We start from the raw sequence: 26407 nt of genomic DNA, 5'->3' as shown, positions 1-26407 counted from the left end.
GTGGTTTCAAGCCACCTCTTTATCTTTTTGAAAAAATACCCGCCGGAGGCAAGGCCAGCCTCAGCTGGCCCTTTTCATCCCCATCACCCGGGCCCGCGCGCGCGGGTCGCTGTCGAACAATGCCGCCAACTGTTCGGTCATAGCACCGGCCAGCTGTTCCACATCGGTGATCGTAACTGCACGGTCATAGTACCGGGTCACGTCATGCCCGATCCCGATGGCCAGCAATTCAACCATCTTGCGCTTTTCGACCATGGCGATCACGTCGCGCAGGTGTTTCTCCAGATAGTTCGCCGGGTTCACACTGAGCGTGGAATCATCGACCGGAGCACCGTCGGAAATTACCATCAGGATCTTACGCGCCTCGCGCCGCGCCAGCATCCGGCGATGGGCCCATTCCAGAGCCTCACCATCTATGTTTTCCTTCAGCAGGCCTTCCTTCATCATCAGGCCCAGATTGGGCCGCGCCCGCCGCCATGGGGCATCGGCGCCCTTGTAAATGATATGGCGCAGATCGTTCAGACGTCCCGGCTGTTGCGGGCGGCCTGCATTCAACCAAGCTTCACGGGCCTGACCGCCTTTCCAGGCGCGGGTCGTAAAGCCCAGAATTTCAACCTTCACATTGCAACGTTCCAGCGTCCGGGCCAGAACATCCGCGCAGATGGCCGCAATCGAAATCGGACGCCCCCGCATCGAGCCAGAGTTATCCAGAAGCAGGGTCACTACGGTATCGCGAAACTCGGTGTCCTTTTCGACCTTGAAGCTCAGCGGTGTGGTCGGGTTGGCAACCACGCGTGCCAGACGACCGGCATCGAGGATACCTTCCTCGCGATCGAATTCCCACGACCGGTTCTGCTGTGCCTGCAAGCGGCGCTGCAATTTGTTGGCCAAGCGGCTGACCGCACCCTTCAACGGCTCAAGTTGCTGATCCAGATAGGCACGCAACCGCTCCAGTTCAGCAGGCTCTGCCAAATCCTCGGCAGCGATTTCCTCGTCATGGGTGTTCAGGTAGACCTTGTACTCTGGATCAGCCTCGGACGCAGGCGGAGGGGCAGGCGGCTCCAGCGGAGCCTCTCCCTCGGGCATCTCCGCCTCATCGCCCATCTCATCCTCGGCCATCTCGTCCATTGAGACTTGGGCCTGAGATTGATCCTGCTGTTCTTCCTGCGACTGCTCGGGCGTAGCGTCAGGATCCTGTTCCTCCTGATCATCTTGCCCGGTGCTGTCGGGATCGGGCTGCTCTTCGGCGTTTTCCTCGGCCTGATCTTCCTGTTCTTCGTCCAGCTCATCAGGATCATCGCCCAGCTGGTCGCCATAACCTAGATCTTTGATCACCTGACGGGTGAACTTGGCAAACTCTGCCTGATCCGAGAGGATTTCGTCGAGCTTCTCAAGCGTGCCGCCAGCCTGCTCCTCAATGTATCCACGCCAGAGGTTCATGACATTGTTGGCCGCCGGCGGCAGGTCACGCCCGGTGGCCAGATGCCGGATTAGATAGCCCGCAGCAACGGACAAAGGTGCATCGGCGGGCTGCTTGCACTGGTCATAACCGCGCCGTAAGGCTTCATGGCTGATCTTGACATCAATGTTGGAAGCCGTACCGGGCATATCCCGCGCGCCCATCGCCTCGCACCGGGCGGTTTCCATCGCTTCATAGAGGTCCCGCGCCATATCTCCGGGCGGGGCATAGCGCATATGGGTCGCGTCATCGTGATAGCGGCGCTGCAAGGCCAAGGCATCGGCAGTTCCGCGCGCCAGCAAAACCTCTTCGCGCGTCATCCGGCGCGACACCTGAGGCAACCGCATTGCCTCACCAGAAAGGCCTGAGGGATCGACGGTATAGCTTACGGAAAGCTCCGGATCGTCGGCCATGACCTTTGTAGCCTCGGCCAGAGCCTTTTTGAACGGATCAGCAGGGTTGTCGTTCTTTTGTGCCATGTCCCCAAGCCTTTCACATTGCCGTCCCGATTTCCACCAAACAGGAATCCGGATCCGCTTTCATCTGGCTAAAAATACCTCCGCCGGAGCCATTGCGCCCGAAACCGGGCGCAATTCGGCGTTAACCCAAGCTCACGCTTGCCGCGCTTTCCGGCAGTTCTTCGTCAAAGCAGCGCTGATAGAACTCTGCCACGGTCTGGCGCTCAAGCTCATCGCACTTATTCAGGAAGGACAGGCGGAACGCATAGCCCACATTGCGGAAAATCTCGGCGTTTTGGGCCCAGTTGATCACGGTCCGTGGGCTCATCACGGTCGACAAGTCGCCATTCATGAAAGCGGTCCGTGTCAGGTCGGCGACCGTAACCATCTGGCTGACGGTTTTGCGGCCTTCTGCCGTGTTATACAGCGGCGCTTTCGAGAGAACGATCATCGTCTCGGCATCGTGGCTGAGGTAGTTCAAAGTCGAAACCAGCGACCAGCGGTCCATCTGTGCCTGGTTGATCTGTTGTGTGCCGTGATAGAGACCGGTGGTGTCGCCCAGACCCACGGTGTTCGCGGTGGCGAACAGGCGGAAGTTGGGGTTCGGTGTGATGATCTCGTTCTGGTCCAACAGGGTCAGTTTGCCGTCATGCTCCAGCACGCGCTGGATCACAAACATCACGTCCGCACGGCCAGCGTCGTATTCGTCGAACACGATGGCAACCGGGTTGCGCAGCGCCCAGGGCAGGATGCCCTCATGGAATTCGGTGACCTGCTTGCCGTCACGCAGCTTGATCGCATCCTTACCGATCAGGTCGATCCGGCTGATGTGGCTGTCCAGGTTCACACGCACGGCGGGCCAGTTCAGACGGGCGGCAACCTGTTCGATATGGGTCGACTTACCTGTGCCGTGATAGCCCTGGATCATCACGCGACGGTTATGTGCAAACCCTGCCAGGATCGCCAAAGTCGTCTCTGGGTCGAACTTGTAGGTCGGGTCAATCGCGGGCACCCGGTCGCTACGTTCCGCAAAACCTTTGACCGCCATGTCGGTATCAATGCCGAACACGTCACGGACCGAGATCTCTTCGGTGGGTTTTGCGTTGATATCAATCGATCCGTCAGCCATTCGCCTTGTCCTTATCCTTAGGCCCGTCTTGCCGGGTTTGAACCTGTGTGTGGTGCAACATATTCCGACCAAGGGCAAGGGAAAGCCGCGCGCTAAAAACGCTGACAGGATGTTTCTTATCAACTGGCCTTATCTGCGGGAAGGGCGGGGTTGCGTTAGAGTGGCGTTGAGCAAGCGGCTCTGGTTGGGTTCTTCAATAATTCGTCAACCTTAGGCAAACCCGATGTCTATATTCGTGCGGCAACTACAGCAAGTCGCTGTCTGGGCTCGGGCTTGAGTTCCTACTCAAGGACAAGTTTGAGAACCCGTTCATTCAATCATCGTTAAGAGGGCGCCTCACTCCGAGACGGACAGGGATTTAAATTCAAGAAATTAAATATTTCTTTGAATGAGCCTAACTGGAAGGTAAAATGAGCAAAGTCCGCATGTGTAATGGGCTATATGTAGGGGGTTAAGGTGTTCGCGATATCCTCTGTTAAATCAGGGCGGCTTCAATTGTTACCTGTTGGCGACCGGCAAGGTGCAGTGAATGCCTTTTGACGCGACCCTCTACTCGGTGAACGAGACCGGCGGCACGGGTAACCTCATAGTTCAAGGATCGACGACACCTGCGATTATCTCAGGGCAAACGGTTTCTTTCGATGGCGGCACGACCTTCGTGCCCTACACCTATCTCGGTCAGGGGAACTATCGCGGGACAAGTGAAACTGCGGATTTTATCCAAGTAGGTGGGCAGATTTACGCTTTCAATAGTGTCGATCCGACCGGGTCTCTCAGCACCGGGAATTGGGAGATCACCGTAAGTGACCTCGACCCGGTCAACCCGCCTTGTTTTGTAACCGGAACGCTGATTGACACAGAAAGTGGGCCACGACCTGTAGAGTCTTTGATGGCTGGGGATCGTGTCTGTGTGGCAGGCGGGCAAACATTGCCGATCATCTGGATAGGCAAAAGAACTCTGAGCGCGAACGCGTTGCGCAAAAATCCAAAGTTCAGGCCTGTCCAGATTCAGCGCGGCGCTTTGGGTGATGGCCTGCCCAACCAAGACTTATTTGTTTCCCCCCAGCATCGGATTGTGCTGGAAGGTTGGCGGGCCGAGCTTCTTTTTGGCGTGCCTCGGGTTTTTTGTGCCGCAATACACTTGGTGAACGATGGTTTGATCCGTCAGATGCCGCCTGTGGCACCTGTAACTTATTTCCACATTGCCTGTAGTCGGCATGTGGTCCTTTCATCACATGGTTTGCAAAGCGAAAGCTTGTTTCTCGGTGATCTTGCATTGAAATCATTCCAACGCGAAGACGTCGAGGAATTGCGTGCCTTGTTTCCCGAGCTTCGAAATCCGGCTTCAGTGCAGCGACAGCGCACATACTTGCGTTGTCTGAAGCGACCCGAAGCAGAAGTATTGCGGGATTTGTTGCCAGGGTAAGAGCGTTTTACTTAAAGTTCCGGCTGTCCTTGATCTGATCCCAGGCCCAGACGACCTCTTGCAGTTGCTCTTCCTGAGACCGATCGCCGCCGTTCATATCCGGGTGCAGCACCTTGATCAGCTTCTTGTAAGCCTTGCGAACCTCGGCCTTGGACCAGCTGTCATTGGCCTCCAGAATCTCGATGGCACGGCGTTCGGTGGGCGGCAGGCGACGGCCACCTCCGCCCGAGGTGCGGCCTTTGTTCTGGGTGCTGTTTGCCCCCAGAACCTGATGCGGGTCTTCGATGCCCAGACGCGCCCAGGCACGGGCCTCGGGGTCGCCCATGGGCTTGGTTTCACGCTCCCAGACTTTGTCTTTCGTGCGTTGTGCGTTCAGTTCGGCCTCGGTCGTGCCGTCGAAGAAGTTCCACTTCTGATTGTACTCGCGCACATGCTGCTGGCAGAACCAGTAAAAGTCATCCAGAACGTCTGGCGCCTTGGGTGCGCGGTACTTGCCCGCCTCTTCACAGCCCGGATGATCACAGATTCGCACCGAGGTTTCAGATGCGCCGGACATGCCCCGACGCCCGCGCGGGTTCTTTTTCTTGGCGCTGGAGACGGACATATCGAATCCGAAAGGGTCTGATTTCGTCATGCTGTGATCCTTAAGAACGCATCTTCTCGACTCGGAGGCAGCAGTTTAGTCTAAGCAGCCGAAAGTAGAAGAGGGGGGCGGCAAGTTTTTTGCCGCTGAGCATAAAAATGACTGTGAGCGAAGAAATCCGAAGCCGACTGCAGGCCGCCTTTGATCCGCGTGAGCTTGAGGTTGTGGATGACAGCGAAAGCCACCGGGGCCATGCCGGGTTTCAGGAAGGGGGCGAGAGCCATTTCAACGTCCGCATCCGCGCCGCCGCATTCGAGGGCCAATCGCGCGTGGCCCGACATCGTGCGGTTCACAAAGCGCTAGGGGACGTTGTGCCGCGTATCCATGCCTTGGCGTTGGACATTGGGGTCTGAACGACTTTGACGCTCTGGCTTAGGTCAGAACCTGCCTGTTTTTGCAATTCCGAAAATATGCTACCCTGATTTCGGTTTTTGGCGCGAAGGCTTTTTCCGCGTCGTTGTGAATTGTTTTCAGGGGTTGTGTATGCCCAAATTTGACAAGACCTCCAAATTCGGAGTGGATGGTAAACAGAAATACATGGATGACCGGCATCCCGTTCTGAACGAGGATGGATCGGGGGTTCGTAAATGCCAGTGCTGTGACAGTTGGTTGGCGCATTGGCAGAACAACTCAAAATCCAGCCGCGCGAAATGCGTCTATCTCGGGTGCAGTGCCAATGCGGTTCATGGGGCGCATATCAAGTTCTATGAAATAGACAAAGGCCGGAAGTTCCCGAAATCCTGGCTGATCCCGTTATGCGCCAAGCACAACAACCCTAGTCATAAAAACCCGTTCTATATCAGTGCGAGATGCGAATTGATCGCTGAGAAAGCACAAAGAAAATGTGGCAAGACAACCAAGACTGCGAACCGGAATAAAAACTTTGAAATCAAAGTTATAAAGAAGGCGCCTAAGCCGAAATGTAAATGTGATGATGCTCTGACGCATTATCAGCTCAACGCCAAGTCCAAGCGAGAAAGGTGCGCCGTCACCCCTTGCGGTAAACCCGCAAAAGAGGCGTATTTGGTCAAATCGGTTGACGCACGAACCGACAAAAAACTCTGGCTGGCTCCGATCTGCTCAAAACATGCATCGTCCAAAAAGCCCATGTTTATTGAAAGCCTCGCCTCACTGGTGTTGCCGGACAAGTGCAACGCCAAAAAGCCATCGTAGCTAGAGGGGCAGGTATGCCCGACCGTCGAACTTCACCGATCAATCCGAGTTTTTTGATGTCTCGACATCCTGTTCCGGTTTCAAGGTCAGCGGTGGCTCGTTTGCGTCTTCTGCAATTGCCTCGGGGGCTTTGACCGTTTGCGGTCCCGGAATGGGTTGCGCTTGGGCTACATCGTCAACTCTTGGCGTCACGAGGGCCGCTGTTTCGGTTGCCTCATCCACCCGCCGAAACACCAACACGTTGCGCCAATTTGTGGTCGATCCGGTCAGGCCTGATCGTTCCTCGCTGGGCAGCAATTCGGCGCGCTGGTATTCCCATCCCTGTTGGCCCATCTCGTTCAGCACCTGCTCGACCGAGGTGGCAAATCGGCCCTCGGGCGTTTTGACGCCCTTGGCCTTTGCGCCCTTTTGCGGGGCCGGAATGACTTTGTATTCGTAGCGCGGCATCGACTGTTCCCTTGTACCTTTGGCCGACAACTTATCACGCAGGTCGCCGGGTGAAAGAGACGTTGCAAGAGTGGCGCAAATCAGCCGGTTTTCTGCGCCGCCTTGGCCACAACTGAGAGGCAAAGCTCGGTCGCCAACGCCATGTCCTGCACCGAAATCCACTCCAACGGTCCGTGAATGCACTGCATGCCGGTGAACAGGTTGGGGCAGGGTGTGCCAAACTCGGTCAGGCGAGAGCCATCGGTGCCGCCGCGGATCGGAACCGAGAGCGGCTCGATCCCCAGTTCCTGACAGGCTTCGCGCGCCAGATCGACGGGTGTCATGTCATTCTCGAGCCAATAGCGCATGTTGCGGTATTGATGGCTGATGTCGCAGGTGATGGTCGCGCGCGGTTCGGAGGCCTGAACGGCGTCGCAGACCTTGCGCACCAGATCGCGCTGGGCCTCAAGCCCCTCCATCTCGAAATCCCGCAGGATCAGCTTGATCTCCATCTCTGACGAGCCGCCATTCATATCGGTGACATGGATGAACCCTTCGCGCCCATCGGTGACTTCGGGGGTCAGCGTCGCCTGCGGCAGTGTCTGTACGATCTTTGCAGCCAGATGAGTGGCATTGACCATCTTTTCCTTAGCTAAACCTGGATGGATCGAAACGCCGGTGATCTTGATCACCGCGCGGTCGGCCGAGAAGCTTTCATATTCGATCTCGCCCACTTCCTGCCCGTCCAGCGTATAGGCGAAGTCAGCCTTTAAATCCTTGGGCAGTTGCTCGGTCACGCCGCGCCCGATTTCTTCGTCCGGGGTGAAGGCAATGCGGATGGGCCCGTGCGGAATGTCATGATTTTCGATCAGGTGCCGCGCCATGGTCATCAGGATGGACACGCCGGCCTTGTCATCAGCGCCCAACAGAGTGGTGCCCGAAGCGGTGATCAGATCATGGCCGATCTTTTCGGCTAGATAAGGGTGTTCGTCCGGGGACAGAACCAGATCGGGATCATCGGGAAAGGTGATCTCACCGCCGTTATAGCCTTTGATGACGCGCGGTTTGACACCGGTTGCGTTGAATTGCGGGGCGGTGTCGACGTGGGCAAGGAACCCCACGGTCGGCCCTTCGGCGGTGCCAGGAATGGTCGCCACAATGACGCTGTCGCCGGTCATCTCGACATCCTGCGCACCTATTTCCGTCAGCTCTTGCTGCAACAGTTTCAGCATGTCGAACTGAATGGGCGTACTCGGGGTCGAAGGTGATGTCTCGTCGCTTTGGCTGTCGATGGCCGCGTAGCGCATCAGCCGGTCTTCAAGTTCCTGATCGAATTTTCTGGTCATGGCACCTCTCCTGCGCGGAAGAAAGGGCGTAAAAGAAAACGGAGTCAAGCGGGTGGCCTGACTCCGTCGCTTAACTGTGAAAACGGGCTTACGAACCCAGCTTTTGGGCAACCAGCTCGTTCACGGCCTTGGGGTTGGCTTTGCCGCCGGTGGCTTTCATCACTTGACCGACAAACCAGCCTGCCAGCTTCGGGTTCACCTTGGCCTTTTCAACCTGCGCCGGGTTGGCAGAGATGATCTCGTCCAAAGCGGCCTCGATGGCACCCGTGTCGGTGACTTGCTTCATACCGCGCTCTTCAACGATCTGCGCCGGGTCACCGCCTTCGGTGTAGACGATTTCGAACAGGTCCTTGGCGATTTTGCCCGAGATGGCGTCCGACGAGATCAGGTCGATGATCCCACCCAACTGCGCCGGAGATACAGGCGAGTCGGTGATGTCGTGGTCTTCTTTCTTCAGGCGACCAAACAGCTCGTTTATGACCCAGTTCGCAGCCAGTTTGCCGTTGCGGCCTTTTGCGACCTCTTCGAAATAGGCGGCGCTTTCGACCTCGGCGGTCAGGACTGAGGCGTCATAGTCGGTCAGGCCGAACGCTTCGATGAACCGCGCTTTTTTCTCGTCGGGCAGCTCAGGCAGATTGGCGGCGATGTCGTCGACCCATGCCTGTTCGATCTCCAAAGGCAGCAGGTCGGGGTCCGGGAAATAGCGGTAGTCATGCGCTTCTTCCTTGGACCGCATCGAGCGGGTCTCACCTTTGTCCGGGTCATACAGGCGGGTTTCCTGATCGACCTTGCCACCAGCTTCGACGATGGCGATCTGACGGCGGGCTTCGACCTCAATCGCCTGCTGAATAAAGCGCATCGAGTTCATGTTCTTGATCTCGCAGCGGGTGCCCAGATGCGAGAAGTCCTGCGTTTCCTGATACTTCTCATACGCGCCCGGCAAACAGATCGAGACGTTCACGTCCGCCCGCAGGTTGCCGTTCTGCATGTTGCCATCACAGGTGCCCAGATAGCGCATGATCTGGCGCAGCTTGGCGATATAGGCGGCAGCTTCTTCGGGGCCACGGATATCGGGGCGCGAGACGATCTCCATCAGGCAAACGCCGGTCCGGTTGAGGTCCACAAAGGACATATGCGGGTCCATGTCGTGGATCGACTTGCCCGCGTCTTGCTCCATGTGAATACGTTCGATGCGCACCATGCGCGCTGTGCCGTCTCCCATCTCAACCAGCACTTCGCCTTCGCCCACGATTGGGTGATAGAGCTGGGAAATCTGGTAGCCCTGCGGCAGGTCAGGGTAGAAATAGTTCTTGCGGTCAAAAGCCGATTTCAGGTTGATATCCGCCTTCAGGCCCAGACCCGTGCGCACGGCCTGTTCCACGCAATATTCGTTGATCACAGGCAGCATGCCCGGCATCGCCGCGTCCACGAAGGCCACGTTCGAGTTCGGCTCGGCCCCGAATTGGGTGGACGCGCCCGAAAACAGCTTGGCATTGGATGAGACCTGAGCGTGCACCTCCATCCCGATCACCAGTTCCCAATCGTGCTTGGCCCCGGCAATGGTTTTGATTTTCGGCATTTCGTATGTCAGGTCGAGCATGGCGCGCCTCTAATTTCCGCAGAAGTCTAGGCTTGCGTATTAGGCCCGGCGCGCCAAAGGGGCAAGGGGTTAGTTCCCGGAGACTTGCAACCCCGTCGGCGTGAAGGTCACGCTTTGACCATCGCGCAGTTCCTCGCGCAGTTGATTGGCGATCGCGCGTAGCGCATCCCGGCGGCCACGTGCGGCGAAGCGCTCGGTCGAGTTGACGCGCAGGCTGTTGCTGAACCCGTTCGCCGCATGGGCCCAGATCAGGGGGTGCAGCTCGGTCAGGTGATCGCGGATCAACCAGTTCGCAGCCTCGCAAATCTGTCTACGGGCGATGTCGGCCTTAGGGTTGCGGCCCATCCCGTTTTGTAGCGTGACCGAACAATAGGCCGCCAACAGGTTGATCGTCTGCTGGTCGGGGCGGCGTTCAACGATGTCGTGCAGACCTTCCAGAAAATACTCGACATCCACACGCGCGCAGGCTTCGTCATCCAGTGCAATGGCATCGAACTGAACCCAGGTATAGCCACCTGCGCCCCATGTTTTTTGAGTGCGCGCGGCGTTGCGTAGGGCCTGAACTTCTAGCTGGTCGTAGGTCCCGAACCTGCGTGGCAAAAGATGGCTGCCCATTGCGCGCATGTGGCGATGGTTTCGCGGGTCAAGCGTGATCAGCGCTTCGTATTTGTCCGCTACACGGGTGCGCGGGCTGATGTGGCCCGACAAAAGGGCACAATCCGCAGCGGCAATTGCTGGGCTGTTCGGCATTTCAGAGCGACAGCCCTTCAGCAAATCCGCAGCGCGGTCGAAATGCGCGGCGCACCGGGATTGATGCAGGGCAGGCAGGTCTTTGGGGTCTGCTGTCCCACGCCATGCCCAAGCCAAATCAATATGAGTCAATGCCACCACAAGGGCGATCATAGGATCATCGGGGTGGTTCTGAATTTCACCCTCCAGTTCAGAGATGCCCGCCAGAAAATCATAGTCCGACTGAGTTCTGCCATCCGACAGGGCATGTTCCGCAGCCAGCACAACATCTGCCCGGGCCCCGAACCCCAACAGGTCGGCAACCGGTTGGCCGCAGGGTGTTGTTTCGCGTGCGTCATCCGCGGCCCGCATCTCTTTTGAGAGTTCGACCCACATATCCTGACGCGCCAGATGGCGTCCGCGTTCGATCACCTGATGACCGGCGGTGTCATCTGTTTCCGCAATAGGGATGTTCAACTGCCCCGAGGCGACAAGCCACGCGGTTGCATCCGCGACCGACGCAGGCAAAGGCGTAGAGGTGGGACTGGAAGAGCCGAAAATACGGGCGGCAGCCGCCCTAAAAGACCGAAACATGGCAAAACTCGAACTGTAACAAACGTGTAACGCGTCCAGTTTGCCAAAAACTGTGTCTATTTCAAGGAGTCGTTGCGCGCGTAAGTCCGGGGTGTGATCAATTACCCCATGGGCTTGGGATTGTTTCAAAAAGCCCTAAAATGATGACGTTCAACGGTAAATCCCGCCTGCTGCAACACGTCTTCAAGCTCTTTGTGTGGGGGCAGCGACTCATCCGGTAGGCGGACGCGCTTGTCTGACTTAAGCACTGCCGAAACGCGAACCGAGAAATCCCAGCGGGTGTCAAATCGGAACCGGTCCACCTCGGACAGGTCCAGTTCACCGCTGCGTTGGCCGGTGAACCACCGCAGTTTCTCGCCGGTCAGTTCGACCCCGGCGCTGGTGTCTTTCACAACATCCCAAACCGCCGGGAGTGTTGCCAGCGCGAGCAACGCCATCAACCACCAGGCCGCGTTCAGGAAAATGATCAGGCCGATCAGCACCGCGTAGATGCAGATCAGCAAAATCACCACACGCGGGTTCCGGTTTTGCCGTGTAAAGCTGAACGAAGTCATGCGCCGAGGATGCGCGAGACCATCTCGGTCGTGTCGCGTGACAGGTCGGGCGTGTCTGCGATCCGGCGCAGCTGCGCGCGCATGAGCGCCTGACGGTCGGCGTCATATCGTTTCCACGTCTGGAACGCTGAACACATACGCGCCGTGGTCTGCGGGTTCACCGGGTCCAACCGGATAAGCCAGTCGGCAAGCAGGGCATAGCCCGCTCCGTCTGCCTGATGGAAACCCGCGTGATTCATGGCCAGCGATCCCATCAAGGCGCGGAATCGGTTGGGGTTTTTCCAATTGAAATCGGGATGCTCTGTCAGGGTCCGCGCGGCCTCTACTGTTCTCTGAGGGGCGGCCATCGAGACCTGCAGACCAAACCATTTGTCGACCACCAGCCGGTCATGTTTCCACTGGTTATAGAAGGCGCTCAGTTCCGCCTCACCTTTGCCCGCGCGCAGCACGCAGGACAGGGCGGTCAGTTGCAGTGTCATATTGTCGGCAGTTTGGTACGCGTCTGCTGCCTTGCTGCCGCCGTCGAGACGAGAGGTAAGAGCCAGCGCCGCTCCGCCCAGTGCACGTTTGCCGGATTGCGCCGCATCCGGTTGGTATTGCGCGTCCACAAGTGTTTCGCTGTGCAGCTTGGGCAGAAGATCCTGTACGTGTTGCGCAGTGGCTTGACGGAGAGTCTCGACAGCGGTCCAGATGGCCATCGGGTCGGGTGTGACGCCCTTGTCATGCAGGGCGGCGGCCAGTTCGGATTGGGTCGGAAGGCCCAGCATCAAGGCCCGATAGGCCGGGTCCAGTGTTTCATCGCGCAGCACAGCCAGCAGGCCATCCAGATAGTCGGAATCCGGCGTCGCCTCTTCGGTGATCATGCGCAGCAGACTGTCCTCGGCCAGCGAGCGCCCGGCCTGCCAGCGGTTGAACGGATCGGTGTCATGGGCCAGCAGAAAGGCGCGCTCAGCATTCGAAGTGTCATGTTCAAGGATCACAGGGGCCGAGAAATCGCGTAGGATTGAGGGCACGGGTTTGGCCGCCAGTCCGGCGAAGGAAAAGCTCTGCTCGGCCTCGGTCAGCTCCAGCACTTGGGTTGCGTGAACCTCGTCGCCGTTCGGGCCCAGCAAGCCGACAGCGACGGGAATGACCTGAGGCTGCTTATCCTCTTGTCCCGGAGTCGGGTCGGTGCGTTGGCTCAGCGTCAGCGTATAGTCGCCATCCGCCCAATCCTCGGTCACGGAAACGCGCGGGGTGCCAGACTGGCTGTACCAACGTTTGAACTGGCTCAGGTCGCGGCCTGTTGTGTCCTCAAAGACTTGCAGCCAATCCTCGATCGTACAGGCTTGCCCGTCATGACGGTCAAAATATAGATCCAGCGCCTTGCTATAGGCCTCATCCCCGACCAAGCGTTTCAACATGCCGATGACCTCGGCACCTTTCTCATAGACGGTTGAGGTGTAGAAGTTGTTGATTTCCTGAAAACTCTCGGGCCGTACGGGGTGCGATAACGGGCCATTGTCCTCGGGGAACTGCCGTGCGCGCAGGTCGATGGCGTCGTGGATTCGTTTGACCGGAGCCGAGCGCATGTCCGAGGTGAACTGCGCATCGCGGAAAACGGTCAGGCCCTCTTTGAGGCACAGCTGAAACCAGTCACGGCAGGTGATGCGGTTGCCGGTCCAGTTGTGGAAATATTCATGCGCGATTATCGCCTCGATCCGTTCGAAATTCACATCGGTCGAGGTTTCCGGGCTGGCCAGAACGGCCGAAGAGTTGAAGATGTTCAGCCCCTTGTTCTCCATCGCGCCCATGTTGAAATCGTCCACGGCGACGATGTTGAAGACGTCCAGATCGTATTCGCGGCCGTAGACGTGCTCATCCCATTTCATGGACTTCTTCAGCGCCTCCATCCCGAAGGCACATTTGCCTTCGTCACCGGGGCGCACCCAGAGGTTCAGTTCTACCTCGCGACCGGACATGGTAGTGAACTGTCCCGGATGCGCGATGAGGTCGCCAGCGACCAGAGCAAACAGATAGGCGGGTTTGGGCCAAGGATCCGTCCATTCGGCCCAACCTTCGCCCTTGCCGGACGGGTTGCCGTTGGACAGCAGCACCTGAAGGTCGCCATTGATGCGCACAGTGAAGGTCGACATCACGTCAGGGCGGTCCGGGTAGTAGGTGATCTTGCGGAAACCTTCGGCCTCGCACTGGGTGCAATACATGCCGTTCGACATATAAAGCCCTTCAAGCGCGGTGTTGTTGCCGGGGTCGATTTCGACCTCCGCCTCCCAGATGAAGGGGGCGTTGGGGGTGGCAACCGTCAGGCCCTCAGGCGTGAGGGAGGGGGATACGTCGGCACCGTCGATGGAGGCGCGGATCAGCTTCAGTTGCTCGCCATGTAGGAAAAAGGTGCGATCGCTGGCCTCAGGATTCGGACGAAAGGCGATGCGGGATGTGACGCGGGTGGCATTTGCTGCCAGATCAAACGTCAGATGCACATTGTCCACCAAATACCCGAACGGGGTGTAGTCTTTCAGGTAGATCGTGGTGGGGGCGGCGTCGCGCATCGGGGGCCTCGCAAAACTTGGGTCGAGGGCGACGTTAGGGGCATCGCGGCAGGGCTGCAAGCCGCCTGTATCCGCTGTCTGTGGAGGTGATTTGTCATTTTGGTAAGATTTTCTTACCAGAACGTAGCGGCATACGTTGCCTATCGGAAACTTTCGCTCTACATGCTGGCGGCATACAGTGGCGTACATTCGAGGGAGAGGAAGATAATGGCCAGCAGACAGACACGCAGCGGACTTCAGGTCGATCCGGTTCTGGTCGCATTCATCGAAGGTAAGGCTTTGCCCGGCACCGGTGCCACCGCCGAGACCTTCTGGAATGGCCTGTCGCGGATGGTATCCGAACTGGGTCCCAAGAACCGCGCCTTCCTTGCCAAACGCAAAGAGATTCAGGACCAATTGGATGCATGGCACCTGGATCGCAAAGGTCAGGACCACGACGCCGATGCTTATCAAGCGTTCCTGCACGAGATCGGGTATCTGGTCGAAGAGGGCGAAGACTTCCAGATCGAAACCGCCAGTGTCGACCCCGAGATCGCCGCAACGCCGGGCCCTCAGCTGGTTGTACCGATCACCAACGCGCGCTTTGCTTTGAACGCCGCCAATGCCCGATGGGGCAGCTTGTATGATGCGCTCTATGGCACGGATGCGATGGGCGATCTGCCTGCGGGCGGAGGCTACGATGCTGCCCGCGGCGCGCGTGTCATTGCATGGGCCAAGGCGTTTCTCGACGATGCTGTGCCATTGGCCAGCGGATCCTGGGCGGATGTCACCAAGCTGAGCGTTGAGGCAGGCGCTTTGGTTCCTGCTCTGGAGGACGCCTCCAGCTTTGTGGGCCATGGCGGCGGCGCTGAAAAGCCCGAGTTCATCCTGTTGAAAAACAACGGTCTTCACATTCAGATCATGATCGACCCAATCAGCGCGATTGGCGCTGCTGATCCGGCCAACATCTCGGACCTGCGGCTCGAGTCCGCGTTGTCGACGATCATGGATTGCGAGGATTCCGTGGCCTGTGTGGATGCAGCCGACAAGGTTGTTGCCTATGGCAACTGGCTGGGTCTGATGAAAGGTGACCTGACCGAAGAGGTCAGCAAGTCCGGCAAGACATTCACCCGCCGGTTGGCGGCTGATCTGGACTTCACGGACGTGAACGGCGCTGAGGGGCGCCTCAAAGGTCGCTCGCTGATGCTGGTGCGCAATGTGGGCCATCTGATGACCAACCCGGCCGTGCTGGATGCCGAGGGCAACGAGATCGGCGAGGGCCTCATGGACGCTCTCTGCACCACGTTGATCGCCATGCATGATCTGGCGCGCGACGGCGGCAACTCGGTCACCGGGTCGGTCTATGTGGTGAAACCCAAGATGCATGGCCCGGAAGAGGTCGCCTTCTCGGTCGAGATTTTCGACATGGTCGAAGACATCCTGGGCTTGCCGCGCAACACCGTGAAACTGGGTATCATGGATGAGGAACGCCGCACCTCGGCCAACCTCAAGGAATGTATCCGGGCCGCGAAATCGCGCGTGGCTTTTATCAACACCGGCTTCCTTGACCGGACCGGTGACGAGATCCACACCTCGATGGAGGCAGGCCCGATGCTGCCCAAGGGCGACATCAAAAACACACCGTGGATTGCGTCCTACGAGGACCGCAATGTCGATATCGGTCTGGCCTGTGGCCTGAAAGGCAAAGCGCAGATCGGCAAAGGCATGTGGGCCATGCCCGACCGAATGGGCGATATGCTGGAGGCCAAGATCGGCCATCCGCAATCCGGTGCCACTTGCGCGTGGGTTCCCTCGCCAACCGCTGCGACTTTGCATGCCACGCACTATCATAAGGTCGACGTTCTTGCCCGTCAGGATGAACTGGCCGCCGGTGGCGCACGCGGCACGTTGAAGGACCTGCTGACCGTTCCGCTGCTGGGTGGCCGCAACCTCAGTGATGACGAGATCACCCGTGAGGTCGAGAACAACGCGCAGGGTATTCTGGGCTACGTCGTGCGTTGGGTCGATCAGGGTGTTGGATGCTCGAAAGTGCCGGACCTGAACGACATTGGTTTGATGGAAGATCGCGCGACATGTCGGATTTCCAGCCAGGCGCTGGCCAACTGGTTGCACCACGGTGTTGTCAGCGAAGAACGGGTGATGGCGGCGATGCAGAAGATGGCCGCTGTTGTGGACCGTCAGAACGAAGGAGACGCTGCATATCATCCGATGGCACCCGGCTTTGATGGCATCGCATTTCAGGCGGCCTGCGATCTGGTGTTCAAGGGGCGTGTGCAACCGTCGGGCTATACCGAGCCGGTCCTGCATGCCCGCCGTTTGGAGTTGAAAGCCAGCTTGGGTTAAGTGGATAGGACGGGAACGAGAGGGCTCTCCGCCGCCTCACGCTCCCCCGAGGATATTTTTGGCCAGATGAAAGGGATCAGGGATGGCAATTTCCTTGCGCAAGGCGCGTACCATCATTCGTAAAGCTCTGGAAGAGGGGCGCCGTTTGGAATTGAAACCGCTTTCGGTCGTTGTACTGGATGCAGGCGGTCATGTCATTGCGTTCGAGCGCGAAGATGGCGCGGCCCCCGGACGGTTTGGAATTGCGCAGGGCAAGGCCTATGGCTCGGTCATGCTGGGTATGGCCGGGACGGCGCAGATGCAGCGGGCCGAAGCGCAGGCCTATTTCATGGCGGCGGTGAATGGCGTCTATGGCGGTAAGGTTGTTCCGGTGCCGGGCGGTGTGCTGTTGCGCGACAAGAAAGGGGCCGTGATTGGCGCCGTTGGCGTGACGGGCGACACCTCGGACAATGACGTGCTTGCTGCGATGGCAGGGATCGAAGCCGCGAACCTTGTTGGCGAAAGCTGATTTCCTTGAAAAAGGGGAGAGCTGCGCTGGCTCTCTCGCCCAAATTGGACTTTTTGCATTGCACGTTTAGCGGGCAATGGGAGCCCGATTGTGACACTGTCCTATCGTTTGAATAGATGTGCGGCGTTGAACAGGTACTTGCGCTGACACACAGGGCCTGTGCTATTGCGCGCTGTTGTCCCTGCAGATAGCTTTTCCACACGTTCAAGAAACAAATTGGGAAAGCAGAATGTCTCGACCCGTCGTCGGTATCATCGGCAACTCTTACTTGATGAATGACAACTACCCGACGCATGCCGGTGGCACGATGAACTCGGATGCCGTTGCGAATGTTTCAGGGTGTTTGCCGCTGCTGATCCCGGCTGATCCACGTTACGTCTCGGTCGAGGAATTGCTGGACGCGTGCGACGGGTTTCTTCTGACGGGAGGTCGCCCCAATGTTCACCCCGAGGAATACGGTGAGCCGCCGACTGAAGCGCATGGCGATTTCGACCGAGCGCGCGATGCGATTACCTTGCCGCTTGTACGCGCTTGTGTTGAGCGCGGCCAACCGTTCTTTGGAATTTGCAGAGGTTTTCAAGAAGTTAACGTCGCGATGGGCGGTACGCTCTATCCCGAAATCCGCGACCTTCCGGGACGGCAGAACCACCGGATGCCACCGGATGGAACGCTTGAGGAAAAGTTTGCTCTTCGTCATGTCGTAACTCTGAACGAAGGCGGCGTGTTCCATCGGCTGTTTGGTGCGCGAGAGGTGATGACCAATACGCTGCACGGTCAGGGGATCAAAGCCGTAGGCCAGAATGTCGTAATCGACGGCCACGCGCCGGATGGCACGCCCGAGGCGATCTACATCAAAGATGCGCCGGGCTTCACCCTCTCGGTCCAATGGCACCCGGAATGGGACGCTGCAAATGACCCGGTCTCGCGCCCGTTGTTTGAGGCGTTTGGCGCGGCCGTCAAAGCCTGGTCTGCAGGATCAGGCACACGGTTTCTGCAACAAACTGCGTGAGTTTAGGCACCGGTCCGGCCGGGAGGGGATGCCGGACCGGTGCGTCGCGATCAAATCAGCAGGTCGAACTGATTGATCAGCGGCAGGGTTCGTGCGCGTTCTCCGGTCAGATCAAACAGCGCATTACCTAAGGCCGGCATCGAGGGGGGAGTGCCGGGCTCACCTGCGCCGCCCATATGGCGGTTGGTCTCGAGAACTCGCACTTCGACCTGCGGAGCCGTGTGCATGCGAAGTGCGTCATAGTCGGGGAAGTTGAACTGCTCGACTTCGCCCTCGGCAAAGGTGATTTCGCCGTAGCAAGCGGCGCTCAGGCCGTACATCATCCCGCCGAACATCTGCGCCTTGACGTTTTCAGGGTCCAACGCGAGACCCATGTCACAGGCGATCCACGCCTTGTTGATGCGGATGGTACCGTCTTCGTCGACCACCTCGATCACCTGCGCGACCGGAGTGCCAAAGCTGTAGGTGAAAGCGACGCCCCGACCGACGCCAGCCGGAGTTTGACCCGTCCAGCCCGACATTTCTTTCACAGCCTCAAGGCAACCTGCCGAAGGGGCGTGTTCGGTCTTCATCAGCTCCAGCCGGAATTCTAGCGGGTCGCGGCTTGCGGCGTGGGCCATTTCATCCATGAAGGTTTCGTGGAAAAAGCCGTTATGGCTGTTGCCGACCGAGCGCCAGAAGCCAACAGGCACGTCGAGCTTCGCGATATGGCCGCGCATCCGGTAGTTCGGAACCGCATAGGGTTGGTTGAAGAAGCCCTCGACCAGAACCTTGTCGGGGCCTGCACCGGGCATGCCGGTATAGCGTTCAACCGCTTGTTGCGTGCAGGATTGCGCGGCAACCGCGCCGTCGATCAGCACCGCTTTGCCATCCTTTACAGCGCCGCGCAGCCGAGCGATCGCGCCAGGGCGGTAATAGTCGTGGCGCATGTCTTCTTCACGGCTCCAGGTCGTCTGGACCGGAGTGCCGGGCACGGCCATTGCAACCTTGGTGGCGATCTCGCCGAAATCCAGTTCCCCACGACGACCAAACCCACCGCCCAGATAGGTGGTGTGGATCTGCACCGCATCCGTATCCAGACCAGCGGTATTGGCCACGCGGAATTGGATCAGCGTGGGGGCCTGATTGCCGCACCACAGTTCCAGCGTGTCGCCGGTGTAAAGCGCGGTGGCGTTCATCGGCTCCATCGTAGCGTGGGCCAGATAGGGCAGGCGGTATTCGGCTGTGATTTCGGTTGCGCCCTCGGGTGTGACGCTGACGTCGCCGTCGTCGCGCATGGTCGAGTTTGCGGAATCGTCAAACGCTTCGGCGATCTTGGCGAAGATGCCGTCGGTCTCGGGCGGGTAGGGGGCATCGCCCCAATCCACGTCGATCGCCTCCACCGCTTGATTGGCAAGCCATGTGTTGTTGGCGATGACTGCAACACCGGTACCAAGGTCGACGATCTGTTCGACCCCCGGCATGTCTTTTGCGGCGCTGTCGTCATAGCCGTTCATCGCGCCGCCCAGCTTGGGGTTCATGCGCACGGCTGCAAATTTCATACCGGGCAGGCGGACATCGACGCCGAATTCTGCGGTACCCGTTGCTTTGCCAACCATGTCCAGACGCGGTTGGGTCTGGCCCAGATACCGCCATTCGGACGGGTCACGCAGAGGCACCTCGACCGGCTCAAGACCCGCCGCATCGATTGCGAGGTCGGTATAGGCGATCTTATCGCCATTGGGCGCGATGACATGCCCCGAGGCCGTCTTTAGTCGCGATGGGTCAACCCCCAGACGGTCGGCAGCGGCCCGCTTCAGCGTCTCACGCGCCGACGCTCCGGCCTGCCGCATCCGCTCGAACCCGTCCTTCATCGAGGTCGAGCCACCGGTGACCTGAAGGCTCAGCGCTTTGCCGAGGACACCCAGCGCCTCACCCAGATTGTGCTGGAAATTCGAGATGTCGTAGCCCTTGTTTGGCAGCCCTTCGCCAACAAGCGCGGAATTGTAGTAAGCCGCCGCAGCAGGGCCATGCAGCACGTTGATCTGGTCAAGATCGACGTCCAACTCCTCGGCGATCAAAGCAGCCCAGGTCGTCTTTACGCCTTGTCCCATTTCGGCACGCGGGGCGAACAGGGTCACGCCATTCTGATCGAGCAGAATAAACGGGTTCAGCGCGGCCTCACCCTCGCCGGGTTTCAGCGGGTTCGGGGCGGGACGGGTGACGTAGTAAGCACCAAAGGCCACACCGCCGACGATGGCAGCCGAGCCAATCAGGAAGGTGCGGCGCAGAATTTTCCCAACTTTTCCCATCTCTTAAGCCTCCTGCAACTTGCCAGCGGCGTCTTGGATCGCGGCGCGGATGCGGGGATAGGTGCCACAGCGGCACAGGTTGCCCTGCATCGCGTCGTCTATGTCCGCATCCGTTGGAGCGGGGTTTTCGGCCAACAAAGCCGCCGCCTGCATGATCTGACCGGACTGGCAATAACCACATTGTGCTACCTGATGATCCACCCAGGCCTGCTGGATCACGGCCATCGCTTCGGGCGAACCGATGCCTTCGATCGTAGTCACATCGCCCCAGACATCCGAAAGCGACACCTGGCACGATCGCACGGCCTCACCATCGATATGCACGGTGCACGCGCCGCAGGCGGCCACACCGCAGCCGAATTTGGTTCCGGTCAGGCCGACCTCATCCCGGAGGACCCAAAGCAGGGGGACGTCGTCGGGCAGGTCAACCTGATGTTGCTTGCCGTTGATCTTCAGCGCGGTTGCCATGGCACACCTCTCGTAGCTGTGGCGGTTTCTGACATAATTGTCTGAAAGTGTCAGTATGTCAATTGACAAATTAAACGAAAAGTGTCAGATCTGTTTCATGACGGAAAAACAGGACGATCCGCGGCAACAGGCCATTCTTGCGTCGGCGCTTGAGGCGTTCGCGGCCTATGGGTTCCGCAAAACCTCGATGGACGACATCGCCAAAGGGGCGGGCATGTCGCGCCCAGCCGTGTATTTGCAGTACAAGAACAAAGAGGCGATCGTGCGCAGCCTGACGCGCGCGCATTACGCCGAGAAAACCGCAAACGTATCGCGGGCCTTGTCGGGCAATGGTAGCGTGTCCCAGCGTTTGGCGCGTGCGATTGACGGCCAGATCAAGGGGTTGGCTGAGATACTGACCTCTCCCCACGGGCGAGAGATGCTGGACACCAGCAAATCGACTGCCTCGGACATTCTGGCCGAGGGTGAGGCGGAAATGACCGCACTCTATGCCGACTGGTTGCGTCGCGAAGACAGCGCCGGACGCGTTCGCCTGCCAAACGGCCCGGAAGAGACTGCGAAGACCATCACCGCGACCCTGATGGGCGTCAAGATGACCGCAACCAACGCAGCTGAATTCGAGCAACGCATCTCGCAATTGGCTGAATTGCTGGGTGCCGGGCTCGAGGTCAAGTAACCCGCTGGCGGATTTTGTACTCGGGTTGGTCCCACAGGTCGTTCGTGATGATATCCGCTAGAATCTCTGCGGCCTGTTCCACGTCGCTTTCGTCAACATAAAGCGGCGTGAAGCCAAAGCGCATGATGTCTGGTGCGCGGAAATCTCCGATCACGCCGCGAGCAATCAGCGCCTGCATGGCCGCATATCCTTCGGCAAAGTGGAATGAGACCTGACTGCCGCGCTGCGCCGGATCGCGTGGGCTGGCCAGGGTTAGGCCGGGGCAGGTGGCCTCGACTTTTGCGATGAACAACTCGGTCAGTTCGATGGATTTCGCCCGGACATCGGCCATCTCGGCCATGTCCCAGACATCCATCGCCGCAGACAGCGCCGCCATTTGCAAGATCGGAGGGGTGCCGACCCGCATCCTCTCGATCCCCGAACCGGGACGATAGTCGAGATCGAAGGCAAAAGGTGCTTCGTGCCCCAACCATCCCGAAAGCGCGGGGCGGACACGGTCGGTCAGGCGCGGGGCGACGTAGATGAACGCGGGCGCGCCGGGGCCGCCGTTGAGGTATTTGTATGTGCATCCGACCGCGAAATCGGCATTGCACCCGGCCAGATCGACCGGAATTGCACCGGCAGAATGGGCCAGATCCCAAACCGTCACCACACCGTTGGCATGGGCCAACTCGGTCAGAGCTTTCATGTCGTGCATACGGCCGGTGCGATAGTCGACCTCGGTCAGCATCAGAACGGCGACGTCTTCTGTGATGTTTTCAGCGACCTCTTCCGGGGCGACGACGCGCAATTCGTACTCCGCGCCCAGCGAGCGCAGCAATCCGTCCGCCATATACAGATCGGATGGGAAATTGCCGTTGTCCGACAGCACAACCTTGCGGTTCGGGTTCAGCTCCAACGCCGAAGCAACGGCCTGATAGACTTTGATCGACAGCGTGTCACCCACCACAACGCTGCCTGCCTCTGCCCCGATCAGGCATCCGATCCGATCCCCCAGACCCGTGGGCAATCCCATCCATCCGGCCTTGTTCCAACCGGTAATCAGCATCTGCCCCCATTCCTGCGTCGCCGTCTGGTGCAGACGCGCATCAACCGCCTTTGGCAACGGACCCAGAGAGTTGCCGTCAAGATAGAGAATGCCTTCGGGCAGTTCGAACATGGCTTTGGTTGCTTTGAAGTCGGTCATTCCGGCTGGGCCCTGTTGTTTATTTTGGTTATATCCGTTGGCTATCGGATGCGCTAAGCGCTGTCTACCGACGCATATCTTCGAAATAAATTGCCGCGACCTTTTGATGTTTTGATCTTAAGGTCGGAAAGCGGTAGACAAACTGTCGAAAACGACACTTTCTTTGAGAGATATCGACAGGTAATCAGCGCGAATGCAGAAAATCGACATCCCTCCGATCTGGTTGCTGGGGGCGGCTTGCCTCGCGTGGTTTCAAGCGCAACACCTGTCCTTTGGACTGTCCCTTGAAGGGTGGTTGACTGATCTTGCCAGCGGCGTGCTAATCGGGGGCGGTATTCTTTTGGCTGTTCTGGCGGTCGTCGAATTCCGCCGCCATCAGACGACGGTAATGCCACACCAGACCCCATCCAGCATGGTGCAAAGCGGAATTTTCAAACGCAGCCGGAACCCAATCTATCTGGGGGACGTTCTTATCCTGACCGGTTTGATCCTGCGCTTCGATGCGGTCTTGTCGCTGGTTCTCGTGCCGATTTTCGTCTGGATCCTGGAACGCCGCTTTATCGAGCCGGAAGAGGATCGCTTGCGCCGCAAATTTCGCGCTGACTTCGCCCGTTATGCGCAAAAGACGCGGCGTTGGATTTGAAGGTGTGCTGCCAATGACACAACGTAACGAATGCTGCAGTTGCGAAATAATCTTTCGCAATGTAGGTGGGGATTGAACAAAAGATGCAAAGAACTCGCGCGAACATATCGAAAGTAAAGGAGGCTCTCCGTTGAAGATAGGAACGCCAAAAGAAGTTATTGACGGTGAGAACCGGGTGGCGATGACGCCGGACTCGGCGCGCCAGTTGCAAAAACTGGGCTATGACTGCCTGATCGAAAAGGGTGCCGGTGCTGCGGCGGGCTTTTCTGATGCGGCTTATGAAGAGGCCGGTGTCGAGGTTATGAAAACCGCGGCGTCGCTTTGGAAAGCTGCGGATATCGTCGCCAAGGTGCGCCAGCCGAATGAGACCGAGCTGAAGCGTCTGACCAAAGGCAAGACGCTGATCTCTTTCTTCAACCCGGCCGGGAACGAAGAAGGGATGGCGGCTGCCAAGTCCAAAGGCGCGAATGTCATCGCGATGGAGATGGTTCCGCGTATTTCCCGTGCGCAAAAGATGGACGCGCTGTCCTCGATGGCGAACATCGCCGGTTACCGTGCGGTGATTGAGGCGGGCAACAACTTTGGCCGGTTCTTCACCGGTCAGGTGACGGCGGCCGGTAAGGTGCCGCCAGCCAAGGTGCTGATCGTGGGGGCCGGTGTTGCTGGTCTGGCGGCGATTGGGACCTCCACGTCGCTGGGTGCGATCACCTATGCGTTCGATGTGCGCCCCGAAGTGGCCGAACAGGTCGAGTCGATGGGGGCCGAGTTTGTCTATCTGGACTTTGAAGAAGACCAGCAGGACGGCGCGGCTACTGGTGGTTATGCCTCGGTTCAGTCGGATGAATTCCGCGAGGCGCAGCTGGCAAAATTCCGTGAGCTGGCACCCGAGATGGACATCGTGATCACCACTGCGTTGATCCCGAACCGCGAAGCGCCCGAGCTTTGGACCAAGGATATGGTCGAAGCGATGAAGCCGGGCTCGGTCATCGTCGATTTGGCGGCGGAGAAGGGCGGCAACTGTAAGCTTACCGTCGCGGATGAGAAGATCGTGACCGACAATGGCGTGACCATCATCGGCTATACCGACTTCCCCAGCCGGATGGCAGCGCAGTCGTCGTCTCTGTATGCGACCAACATCCGTCATATGATGGCGGATCTGACGCCCGAGAAGGACGGTCAGATCAATCACGATATGGAAGATGACGTGATCCGCGGTGCAACCGTGACCCATGAGGGTGAGATCACCTTCCCGCCGCCACCGCCCAAGGTGCAGGCGATTGCGGCGCAAAAGAAACCCGAGGTCAAGGAACTGACCCCGGAAGAAAAAAAGGCGCAAGAGATTGCAGCCTTCAAGGCGCAAACCAAGCAGCAGTTCACCCTGCTGGGTGTCGGTGGCGCGTTGATGTTGCTGGTGGGGCTGATCGCTCCGGCCAGCTTCATGCAGCATTTCATCGTCTTTGTCTTGGCGATCTTTGTAGGCTTCCAGGTGATCTGGGGCGTCGCGCACAGCTTGCACACACCGCTGATGGCGATCACCAACGCGATCTCGTCGATCATTATCGTTGGGGCTTTGATGCAGATCGGGTCCGGGTCGTTCCTGGTTATTCTGCTGGCGGCACTGTCCGTTTTCATGGCCGGTATCAATATCTTCGGCGGCTTCCTCGTAACCCGGCGCATGCTCGCCATGTTCCAAAAATCCTAAGGAGGTCGGGCATATGATTGGCTTCACTTCTGCCGCTTATGTTGTTGCGGCTGTCCTTTTCATTCTGTCGCTCGGCGGCCTTTCGAACCAGGAAAGCGCCAAGCGCGCAGTCTGGTACGGTATCGTCGGTATGGCGCTGGCGGTTTTTGCCACGCTTGTCGGTCCGGGTTCGGGCCTGTGGCTGCTGTCCATCCTGCTGATCATCGGCGGTGGTCTGATCGGTCAATACGTGGCGCAGCGCGTCCAGATGACCGAGATGCCGCAGCTGGTCGCTGCGATGCACTCGCTGGTCGGTCTGGCGGCCGTGTTCGTCGGCTTCAATGCGCATTTCGAGATCGGAAACGTGGCTCAGGTCATGGCGATCAAAGATAGCGCGGGTCAGGCGGACCTGTCCGACCTTGGCGCCTTTGCCAAGTTGATCGCCAAGAAGACTGCGGCGGAACTGGCGATCCTACATGTTGAGCTGTTCCTGGGCATCTTCATCGGTGCGATCACCTTTACCGGCTCGGTTGTGGCCTATGGCAAGCTGGCAGGCAAAGTGACCTCGGCGGCGACCAAACTGCCTGGTGGTCATATGCTGAACGCGGCGGCGGCGGGTCTCTCGCTGATCTGTCTGATCTGGTACACCAGCTCGGGCGGTCTGTTCCCGCTGTTCCTGATGACACTGGCGGCGTTGTTCATCGGCTATCACCTGATCATGGGCATCGGTGGTGCGGACATGCCGGTGGTTGTGTCGATGCTGAACTCGTATTCGGGTTGGGCGGCTGCGGCGATTGGCTTTAGCCTTGGCAACGACCTGCTGATCGTTGTTGGTGCTCTGGTCGGCTCGTCGGGTGCGATCCTGTCTTACATCATGTGCAAGGCGATGAACCGTCACTTTGTCAGCGTGATCCTGGGCGGCTTCGGTGGCCCGCAGGGTGAGCAGATGGCCGTTGAGGGCGAACAGATCGCGATTGAGGCGGACGGCGTGGCCGCCGCGCTGAACGATGCGGACAGCATTGTCATCATCCCGGGTTACGGCATGGCTGTTGCTCAGGCACAGCAGTCGGTGTCCGAGCTGGTCCGCAAGCTGCGCGCCAAGGGCAAAGAGGTGCGCTTTGCGATCCACCCCGTTGCTGGACGTCTGCCGGGCCACATGAACGTGCTGCTGGCCGAGGCGAAAGTGCCGTATGATATCGTGCTGGAGATGGACGAGATCAACGACGATTTCCCGGACACGGACGTGGCCATCGTCATCGGCTCGAACGACATCGTGAACCCTGCGGCGCAGGAGGATCCCAACAGCCCCATCGCCGGGATGCCGGTTCTGGAGTGCTGGAAGGCCAAGCAGGTCTTTGTCTCAAAACGCGGTCAGGGCACTGGCTATTCGGGCATCGAGAACCCGCTGTTCTTCAAAGAGAACACGCGCATGTTCTATGGCGACGCCAAGCAGTCGCTGGACAAGCTACTGCCGATGATCGAGTGATCAAAACGCACAATTCAATTGCAAAGGGCG

The 26407-nt window shown here is 58.7% G+C and carries 22 protein-coding genes; 10 read left to right on the top strand and 12 right to left on the bottom strand.

Annotation, left to right across the window (positions count from 1 at the left end):
- Positions 1–60: 60 nt before the first annotated feature.
- Together cobT and cobS are read right to left on the bottom strand one after the other, a co-directional pair.
- The gene (gene cobT, locus ACR0NO_RS02845; protein WP_170643028.1) at positions 61–1938 is read right to left on the bottom strand and encodes a cobaltochelatase subunit CobT; all 1878 of its coding nucleotides are present in this window, start codon (positions 1936–1938) and stop codon (positions 61–63) included.
- 121 nt (positions 1939–2059) lie between these two features.
- Entirely contained in the window at positions 2060–3046 is a 987-nt protein-coding gene (cobS, locus tag ACR0NO_RS02840) for a cobaltochelatase subunit CobS (RefSeq protein WP_170375030.1), read from the bottom strand.
- A gap of 529 nt (positions 3047–3575) precedes the next feature.
- Between cobS and ACR0NO_RS02835 the strand changes: the two genes are divergently transcribed.
- A complete protein-coding gene (locus ACR0NO_RS02835) occupies positions 3576–4472 on the top strand; it encodes a Hint domain-containing protein (protein WP_480722914.1) in 897 nt (298 codons plus the stop codon).
- A 7-nt stretch (positions 4473–4479) separates the two neighbouring features.
- Here ACR0NO_RS02835 and ACR0NO_RS02830 read toward each other — a convergent pair whose 3' ends face one another.
- Entirely contained in the window at positions 4480–5106 is a 627-nt protein-coding gene (locus tag ACR0NO_RS02830) for a J domain-containing protein (RefSeq protein WP_170375034.1), read from the bottom strand.
- A gap of 107 nt (positions 5107–5213) precedes the next feature.
- Here ACR0NO_RS02830 and ACR0NO_RS02825 point away from each other — a divergent pair, with 107 nt between their 5' ends.
- Both ACR0NO_RS02825 and ACR0NO_RS02820 read left to right on the top strand, forming a co-directional pair.
- Positions 5214–5468 carry a BolA family protein gene (locus ACR0NO_RS02825; RefSeq protein ID WP_480722913.1) on the top strand — a complete coding sequence of 85 codons (255 nt, stop codon included), beginning with the start codon at positions 5214–5216 and terminating at the stop codon, positions 5466–5468.
- Positions 5469–5598: 130 nt separating this feature from the next.
- Positions 5599–6288, top strand: a complete 690-nt coding sequence (locus ACR0NO_RS02820; RefSeq protein ID WP_480722912.1) for a hypothetical protein — start codon at positions 5599–5601, stop codon at positions 6286–6288.
- Positions 6289–6327: 39 nt separating this feature from the next.
- Here ACR0NO_RS02820 and ACR0NO_RS02815 read toward each other — a convergent pair whose 3' ends face one another.
- From ACR0NO_RS02815 to pepN, 6 genes are all read right to left on the bottom strand, one after another.
- Complete coding sequence (locus tag ACR0NO_RS02815) at positions 6328–6735, bottom strand: DUF4177 domain-containing protein (protein WP_480722911.1); 408 nt, start codon at positions 6733–6735, stop codon at positions 6328–6330.
- Between the two features lie 80 nt (positions 6736–6815).
- Positions 6816–8060, bottom strand: a complete 1245-nt coding sequence (pepT, locus tag ACR0NO_RS02810; RefSeq protein ID WP_480722910.1) for a peptidase T — start codon at positions 8058–8060, stop codon at positions 6816–6818.
- 88 nt (positions 8061–8148) lie between these two features.
- Entirely contained in the window at positions 8149–9660 is a 1512-nt protein-coding gene (gene gatB, locus ACR0NO_RS02805) for an Asp-tRNA(Asn)/Glu-tRNA(Gln) amidotransferase subunit GatB (RefSeq protein ID WP_480722909.1), read from the bottom strand.
- Positions 9661–9729: 69 nt separating this feature from the next.
- Positions 9730–10983, bottom strand: coding sequence for a hypothetical protein (locus ACR0NO_RS02800; protein ID WP_480722908.1), 1254 nt, complete (start codon positions 10981–10983; stop codon positions 9730–9732).
- Positions 10984–11108: 125 nt separating this feature from the next.
- Positions 11109–11537: a hypothetical protein gene (locus ACR0NO_RS02795; RefSeq protein WP_480722907.1), complete on the bottom strand. Its 429-nt coding sequence runs from the start codon at positions 11535–11537 to the stop codon at positions 11109–11111.
- Complete coding sequence (gene pepN / locus ACR0NO_RS02790) at positions 11534–14086, bottom strand: aminopeptidase N (RefSeq protein WP_480722906.1); 2553 nt, start codon at positions 14084–14086, stop codon at positions 11534–11536. Before pepN ends, ACR0NO_RS02795 begins: the two co-directional genes overlap by 4 nt.
- A 207-nt stretch (positions 14087–14293) precedes the next feature.
- Between pepN and ACR0NO_RS02785 the strand changes: the two genes are divergently transcribed.
- The 3 genes from ACR0NO_RS02785 to ACR0NO_RS02775 all read left to right on the top strand — a co-directional run bounded on the left by ACR0NO_RS02785 (position 14294) and on the right by ACR0NO_RS02775 (position 17946).
- Complete coding sequence (locus tag ACR0NO_RS02785) at positions 14294–16429, top strand: malate synthase G (protein WP_480722905.1); 2136 nt, start codon at positions 14294–14296, stop codon at positions 16427–16429.
- An 82-nt stretch (positions 16430–16511) separates the two neighbouring features.
- Complete coding sequence (locus ACR0NO_RS02780) at positions 16512–16937, top strand: GlcG/HbpS family heme-binding protein (RefSeq protein WP_480722904.1); 426 nt, start codon at positions 16512–16514, stop codon at positions 16935–16937.
- 229 nt (positions 16938–17166) lie between these two features.
- Positions 17167–17946, top strand: a complete 780-nt coding sequence (locus tag ACR0NO_RS02775) for a gamma-glutamyl-gamma-aminobutyrate hydrolase family protein (protein ID WP_480722903.1) — start codon at positions 17167–17169, stop codon at positions 17944–17946.
- Between the two features lie 50 nt (positions 17947–17996).
- Here the strand turns inward: ACR0NO_RS02775 and ACR0NO_RS02770 are convergent, their stop codons facing one another.
- Both ACR0NO_RS02770 and ACR0NO_RS02765 read right to left on the bottom strand, forming a co-directional pair.
- Positions 17997–20237, bottom strand: a complete 2241-nt coding sequence (locus ACR0NO_RS02770; protein WP_480722902.1) for a xanthine dehydrogenase family protein molybdopterin-binding subunit — start codon at positions 20235–20237, stop codon at positions 17997–17999.
- A gap of 3 nt (positions 20238–20240) precedes the next feature.
- Positions 20241–20705 carry a (2Fe-2S)-binding protein gene (locus tag ACR0NO_RS02765; protein WP_170375059.1) on the bottom strand — a complete coding sequence of 155 codons (465 nt, stop codon included), beginning with the start codon at positions 20703–20705 and terminating at the stop codon, positions 20241–20243.
- Between the two features lie 97 nt (positions 20706–20802).
- Here ACR0NO_RS02765 and ACR0NO_RS02760 point away from each other — a divergent pair, with 97 nt between their 5' ends.
- Complete coding sequence (locus ACR0NO_RS02760; RefSeq protein ID WP_170678485.1) at positions 20803–21381, top strand: TetR/AcrR family transcriptional regulator; 579 nt, start codon at positions 20803–20805, stop codon at positions 21379–21381.
- Here ACR0NO_RS02760 and kynU read toward each other — a convergent pair.
- Complete coding sequence (gene kynU / locus ACR0NO_RS02755) at positions 21374–22567, bottom strand: kynureninase (RefSeq protein ID WP_480722901.1); 1194 nt, start codon at positions 22565–22567, stop codon at positions 21374–21376. The two genes, ACR0NO_RS02760 and kynU, sit on opposite strands and share 8 nt — an antisense overlap.
- 193 nt (positions 22568–22760) lie before the next feature.
- On the opposite strand from kynU, the gene ACR0NO_RS02750 reads away from it, so the two are divergent.
- The 3 genes from ACR0NO_RS02750 to ACR0NO_RS02740 all read left to right on the top strand — a co-directional run bounded on the left by ACR0NO_RS02750 (position 22761) and on the right by ACR0NO_RS02740 (position 26377).
- The gene (locus ACR0NO_RS02750) at positions 22761–23210 is read left to right on the top strand and encodes a methyltransferase family protein (RefSeq protein ID WP_419738318.1); all 450 of its coding nucleotides are present in this window, start codon (positions 22761–22763) and stop codon (positions 23208–23210) included.
- A gap of 130 nt (positions 23211–23340) precedes the next feature.
- The gene (locus ACR0NO_RS02745) at positions 23341–24912 is read left to right on the top strand and encodes a Re/Si-specific NAD(P)(+) transhydrogenase subunit alpha (RefSeq protein ID WP_480722900.1); all 1572 of its coding nucleotides are present in this window, start codon (positions 23341–23343) and stop codon (positions 24910–24912) included.
- A 13-nt stretch (positions 24913–24925) separates the two neighbouring features.
- Complete coding sequence (locus ACR0NO_RS02740; protein WP_170467946.1) at positions 24926–26377, top strand: NAD(P)(+) transhydrogenase (Re/Si-specific) subunit beta; 1452 nt, start codon at positions 24926–24928, stop codon at positions 26375–26377.
- The last annotated feature ends 30 nt before the right edge of the window (positions 26378–26407 follow it).

Source organism: Ruegeria sp. CL3, from assembly GCF_056536505.1.
The sequence above is the reverse complement of the archived record's forward strand: the minus strand, read 5'-3'. Positions and strand labels throughout refer to the sequence as shown.

What these genes read in the sequence shown, in the direction of transcription:
- cobT (WP_170643028.1), bottom strand. Translation starts at nt 1,938, where the DNA reads ATGGCACAAAAGAACGACAACCCTGCTGATCCGTTCAAAAAGGCTCTG.
- cobS (WP_170375030.1), bottom strand. Translation starts at nt 3,046, where the DNA reads ATGGCTGACGGATCGATTGATATCAACGCAAAACCCACCGAAGAGATC.
- ACR0NO_RS02835 (WP_480722914.1), top strand. Translation starts at nt 3,576, where the DNA reads ATGCCTTTTGACGCGACCCTCTACTCGGTGAACGAGACCGGCGGCACG.
- ACR0NO_RS02830 (WP_170375034.1), bottom strand. Translation starts at nt 5,106, where the DNA reads ATGACGAAATCAGACCCTTTCGGATTCGATATGTCCGTCTCCAGCGCC.
- ACR0NO_RS02825 (WP_480722913.1), top strand. Translation starts at nt 5,214, where the DNA reads ATGACTGTGAGCGAAGAAATCCGAAGCCGACTGCAGGCCGCCTTTGAT.
- ACR0NO_RS02820 (WP_480722912.1), top strand. Translation starts at nt 5,599, where the DNA reads ATGCCCAAATTTGACAAGACCTCCAAATTCGGAGTGGATGGTAAACAG.
- ACR0NO_RS02815 (WP_480722911.1), bottom strand. Translation starts at nt 6,735, where the DNA reads ATGCCGCGCTACGAATACAAAGTCATTCCGGCCCCGCAAAAGGGCGCA.
- pepT (WP_480722910.1), bottom strand. Translation starts at nt 8,060, where the DNA reads ATGACCAGAAAATTCGATCAGGAACTTGAAGACCGGCTGATGCGCTAC.
- gatB (WP_480722909.1), bottom strand. Translation starts at nt 9,660, where the DNA reads ATGCTCGACCTGACATACGAAATGCCGAAAATCAAAACCATTGCCGGG.
- ACR0NO_RS02800 (WP_480722908.1), bottom strand. Translation starts at nt 10,983, where the DNA reads ATGTTTCGGTCTTTTAGGGCGGCTGCCGCCCGTATTTTCGGCTCTTCC.
- ACR0NO_RS02795 (WP_480722907.1), bottom strand. Translation starts at nt 11,537, where the DNA reads ATGACTTCGTTCAGCTTTACACGGCAAAACCGGAACCCGCGTGTGGTG.
- pepN (WP_480722906.1), bottom strand. Translation starts at nt 14,086, where the DNA reads ATGCGCGACGCCGCCCCCACCACGATCTACCTGAAAGACTACACCCCG.
- ACR0NO_RS02785 (WP_480722905.1), top strand. Translation starts at nt 14,294, where the DNA reads ATGGCCAGCAGACAGACACGCAGCGGACTTCAGGTCGATCCGGTTCTG.
- ACR0NO_RS02780 (WP_480722904.1), top strand. Translation starts at nt 16,512, where the DNA reads ATGGCAATTTCCTTGCGCAAGGCGCGTACCATCATTCGTAAAGCTCTG.
- ACR0NO_RS02775 (WP_480722903.1), top strand. Translation starts at nt 17,167, where the DNA reads ATGTCTCGACCCGTCGTCGGTATCATCGGCAACTCTTACTTGATGAAT.
- ACR0NO_RS02770 (WP_480722902.1), bottom strand. Translation starts at nt 20,237, where the DNA reads ATGGGAAAAGTTGGGAAAATTCTGCGCCGCACCTTCCTGATTGGCTCG.
- ACR0NO_RS02765 (WP_170375059.1), bottom strand. Translation starts at nt 20,705, where the DNA reads ATGGCAACCGCGCTGAAGATCAACGGCAAGCAACATCAGGTTGACCTG.
- ACR0NO_RS02760 (WP_170678485.1), top strand. Translation starts at nt 20,803, where the DNA reads ATGACGGAAAAACAGGACGATCCGCGGCAACAGGCCATTCTTGCGTCG.
- kynU (WP_480722901.1), bottom strand. Translation starts at nt 22,567, where the DNA reads ATGACCGACTTCAAAGCAACCAAAGCCATGTTCGAACTGCCCGAAGGC.
- ACR0NO_RS02750 (WP_419738318.1), top strand. Translation starts at nt 22,761, where the DNA reads ATGCAGAAAATCGACATCCCTCCGATCTGGTTGCTGGGGGCGGCTTGC.
- ACR0NO_RS02740 (WP_170467946.1), top strand. Translation starts at nt 24,926, where the DNA reads ATGATTGGCTTCACTTCTGCCGCTTATGTTGTTGCGGCTGTCCTTTTC.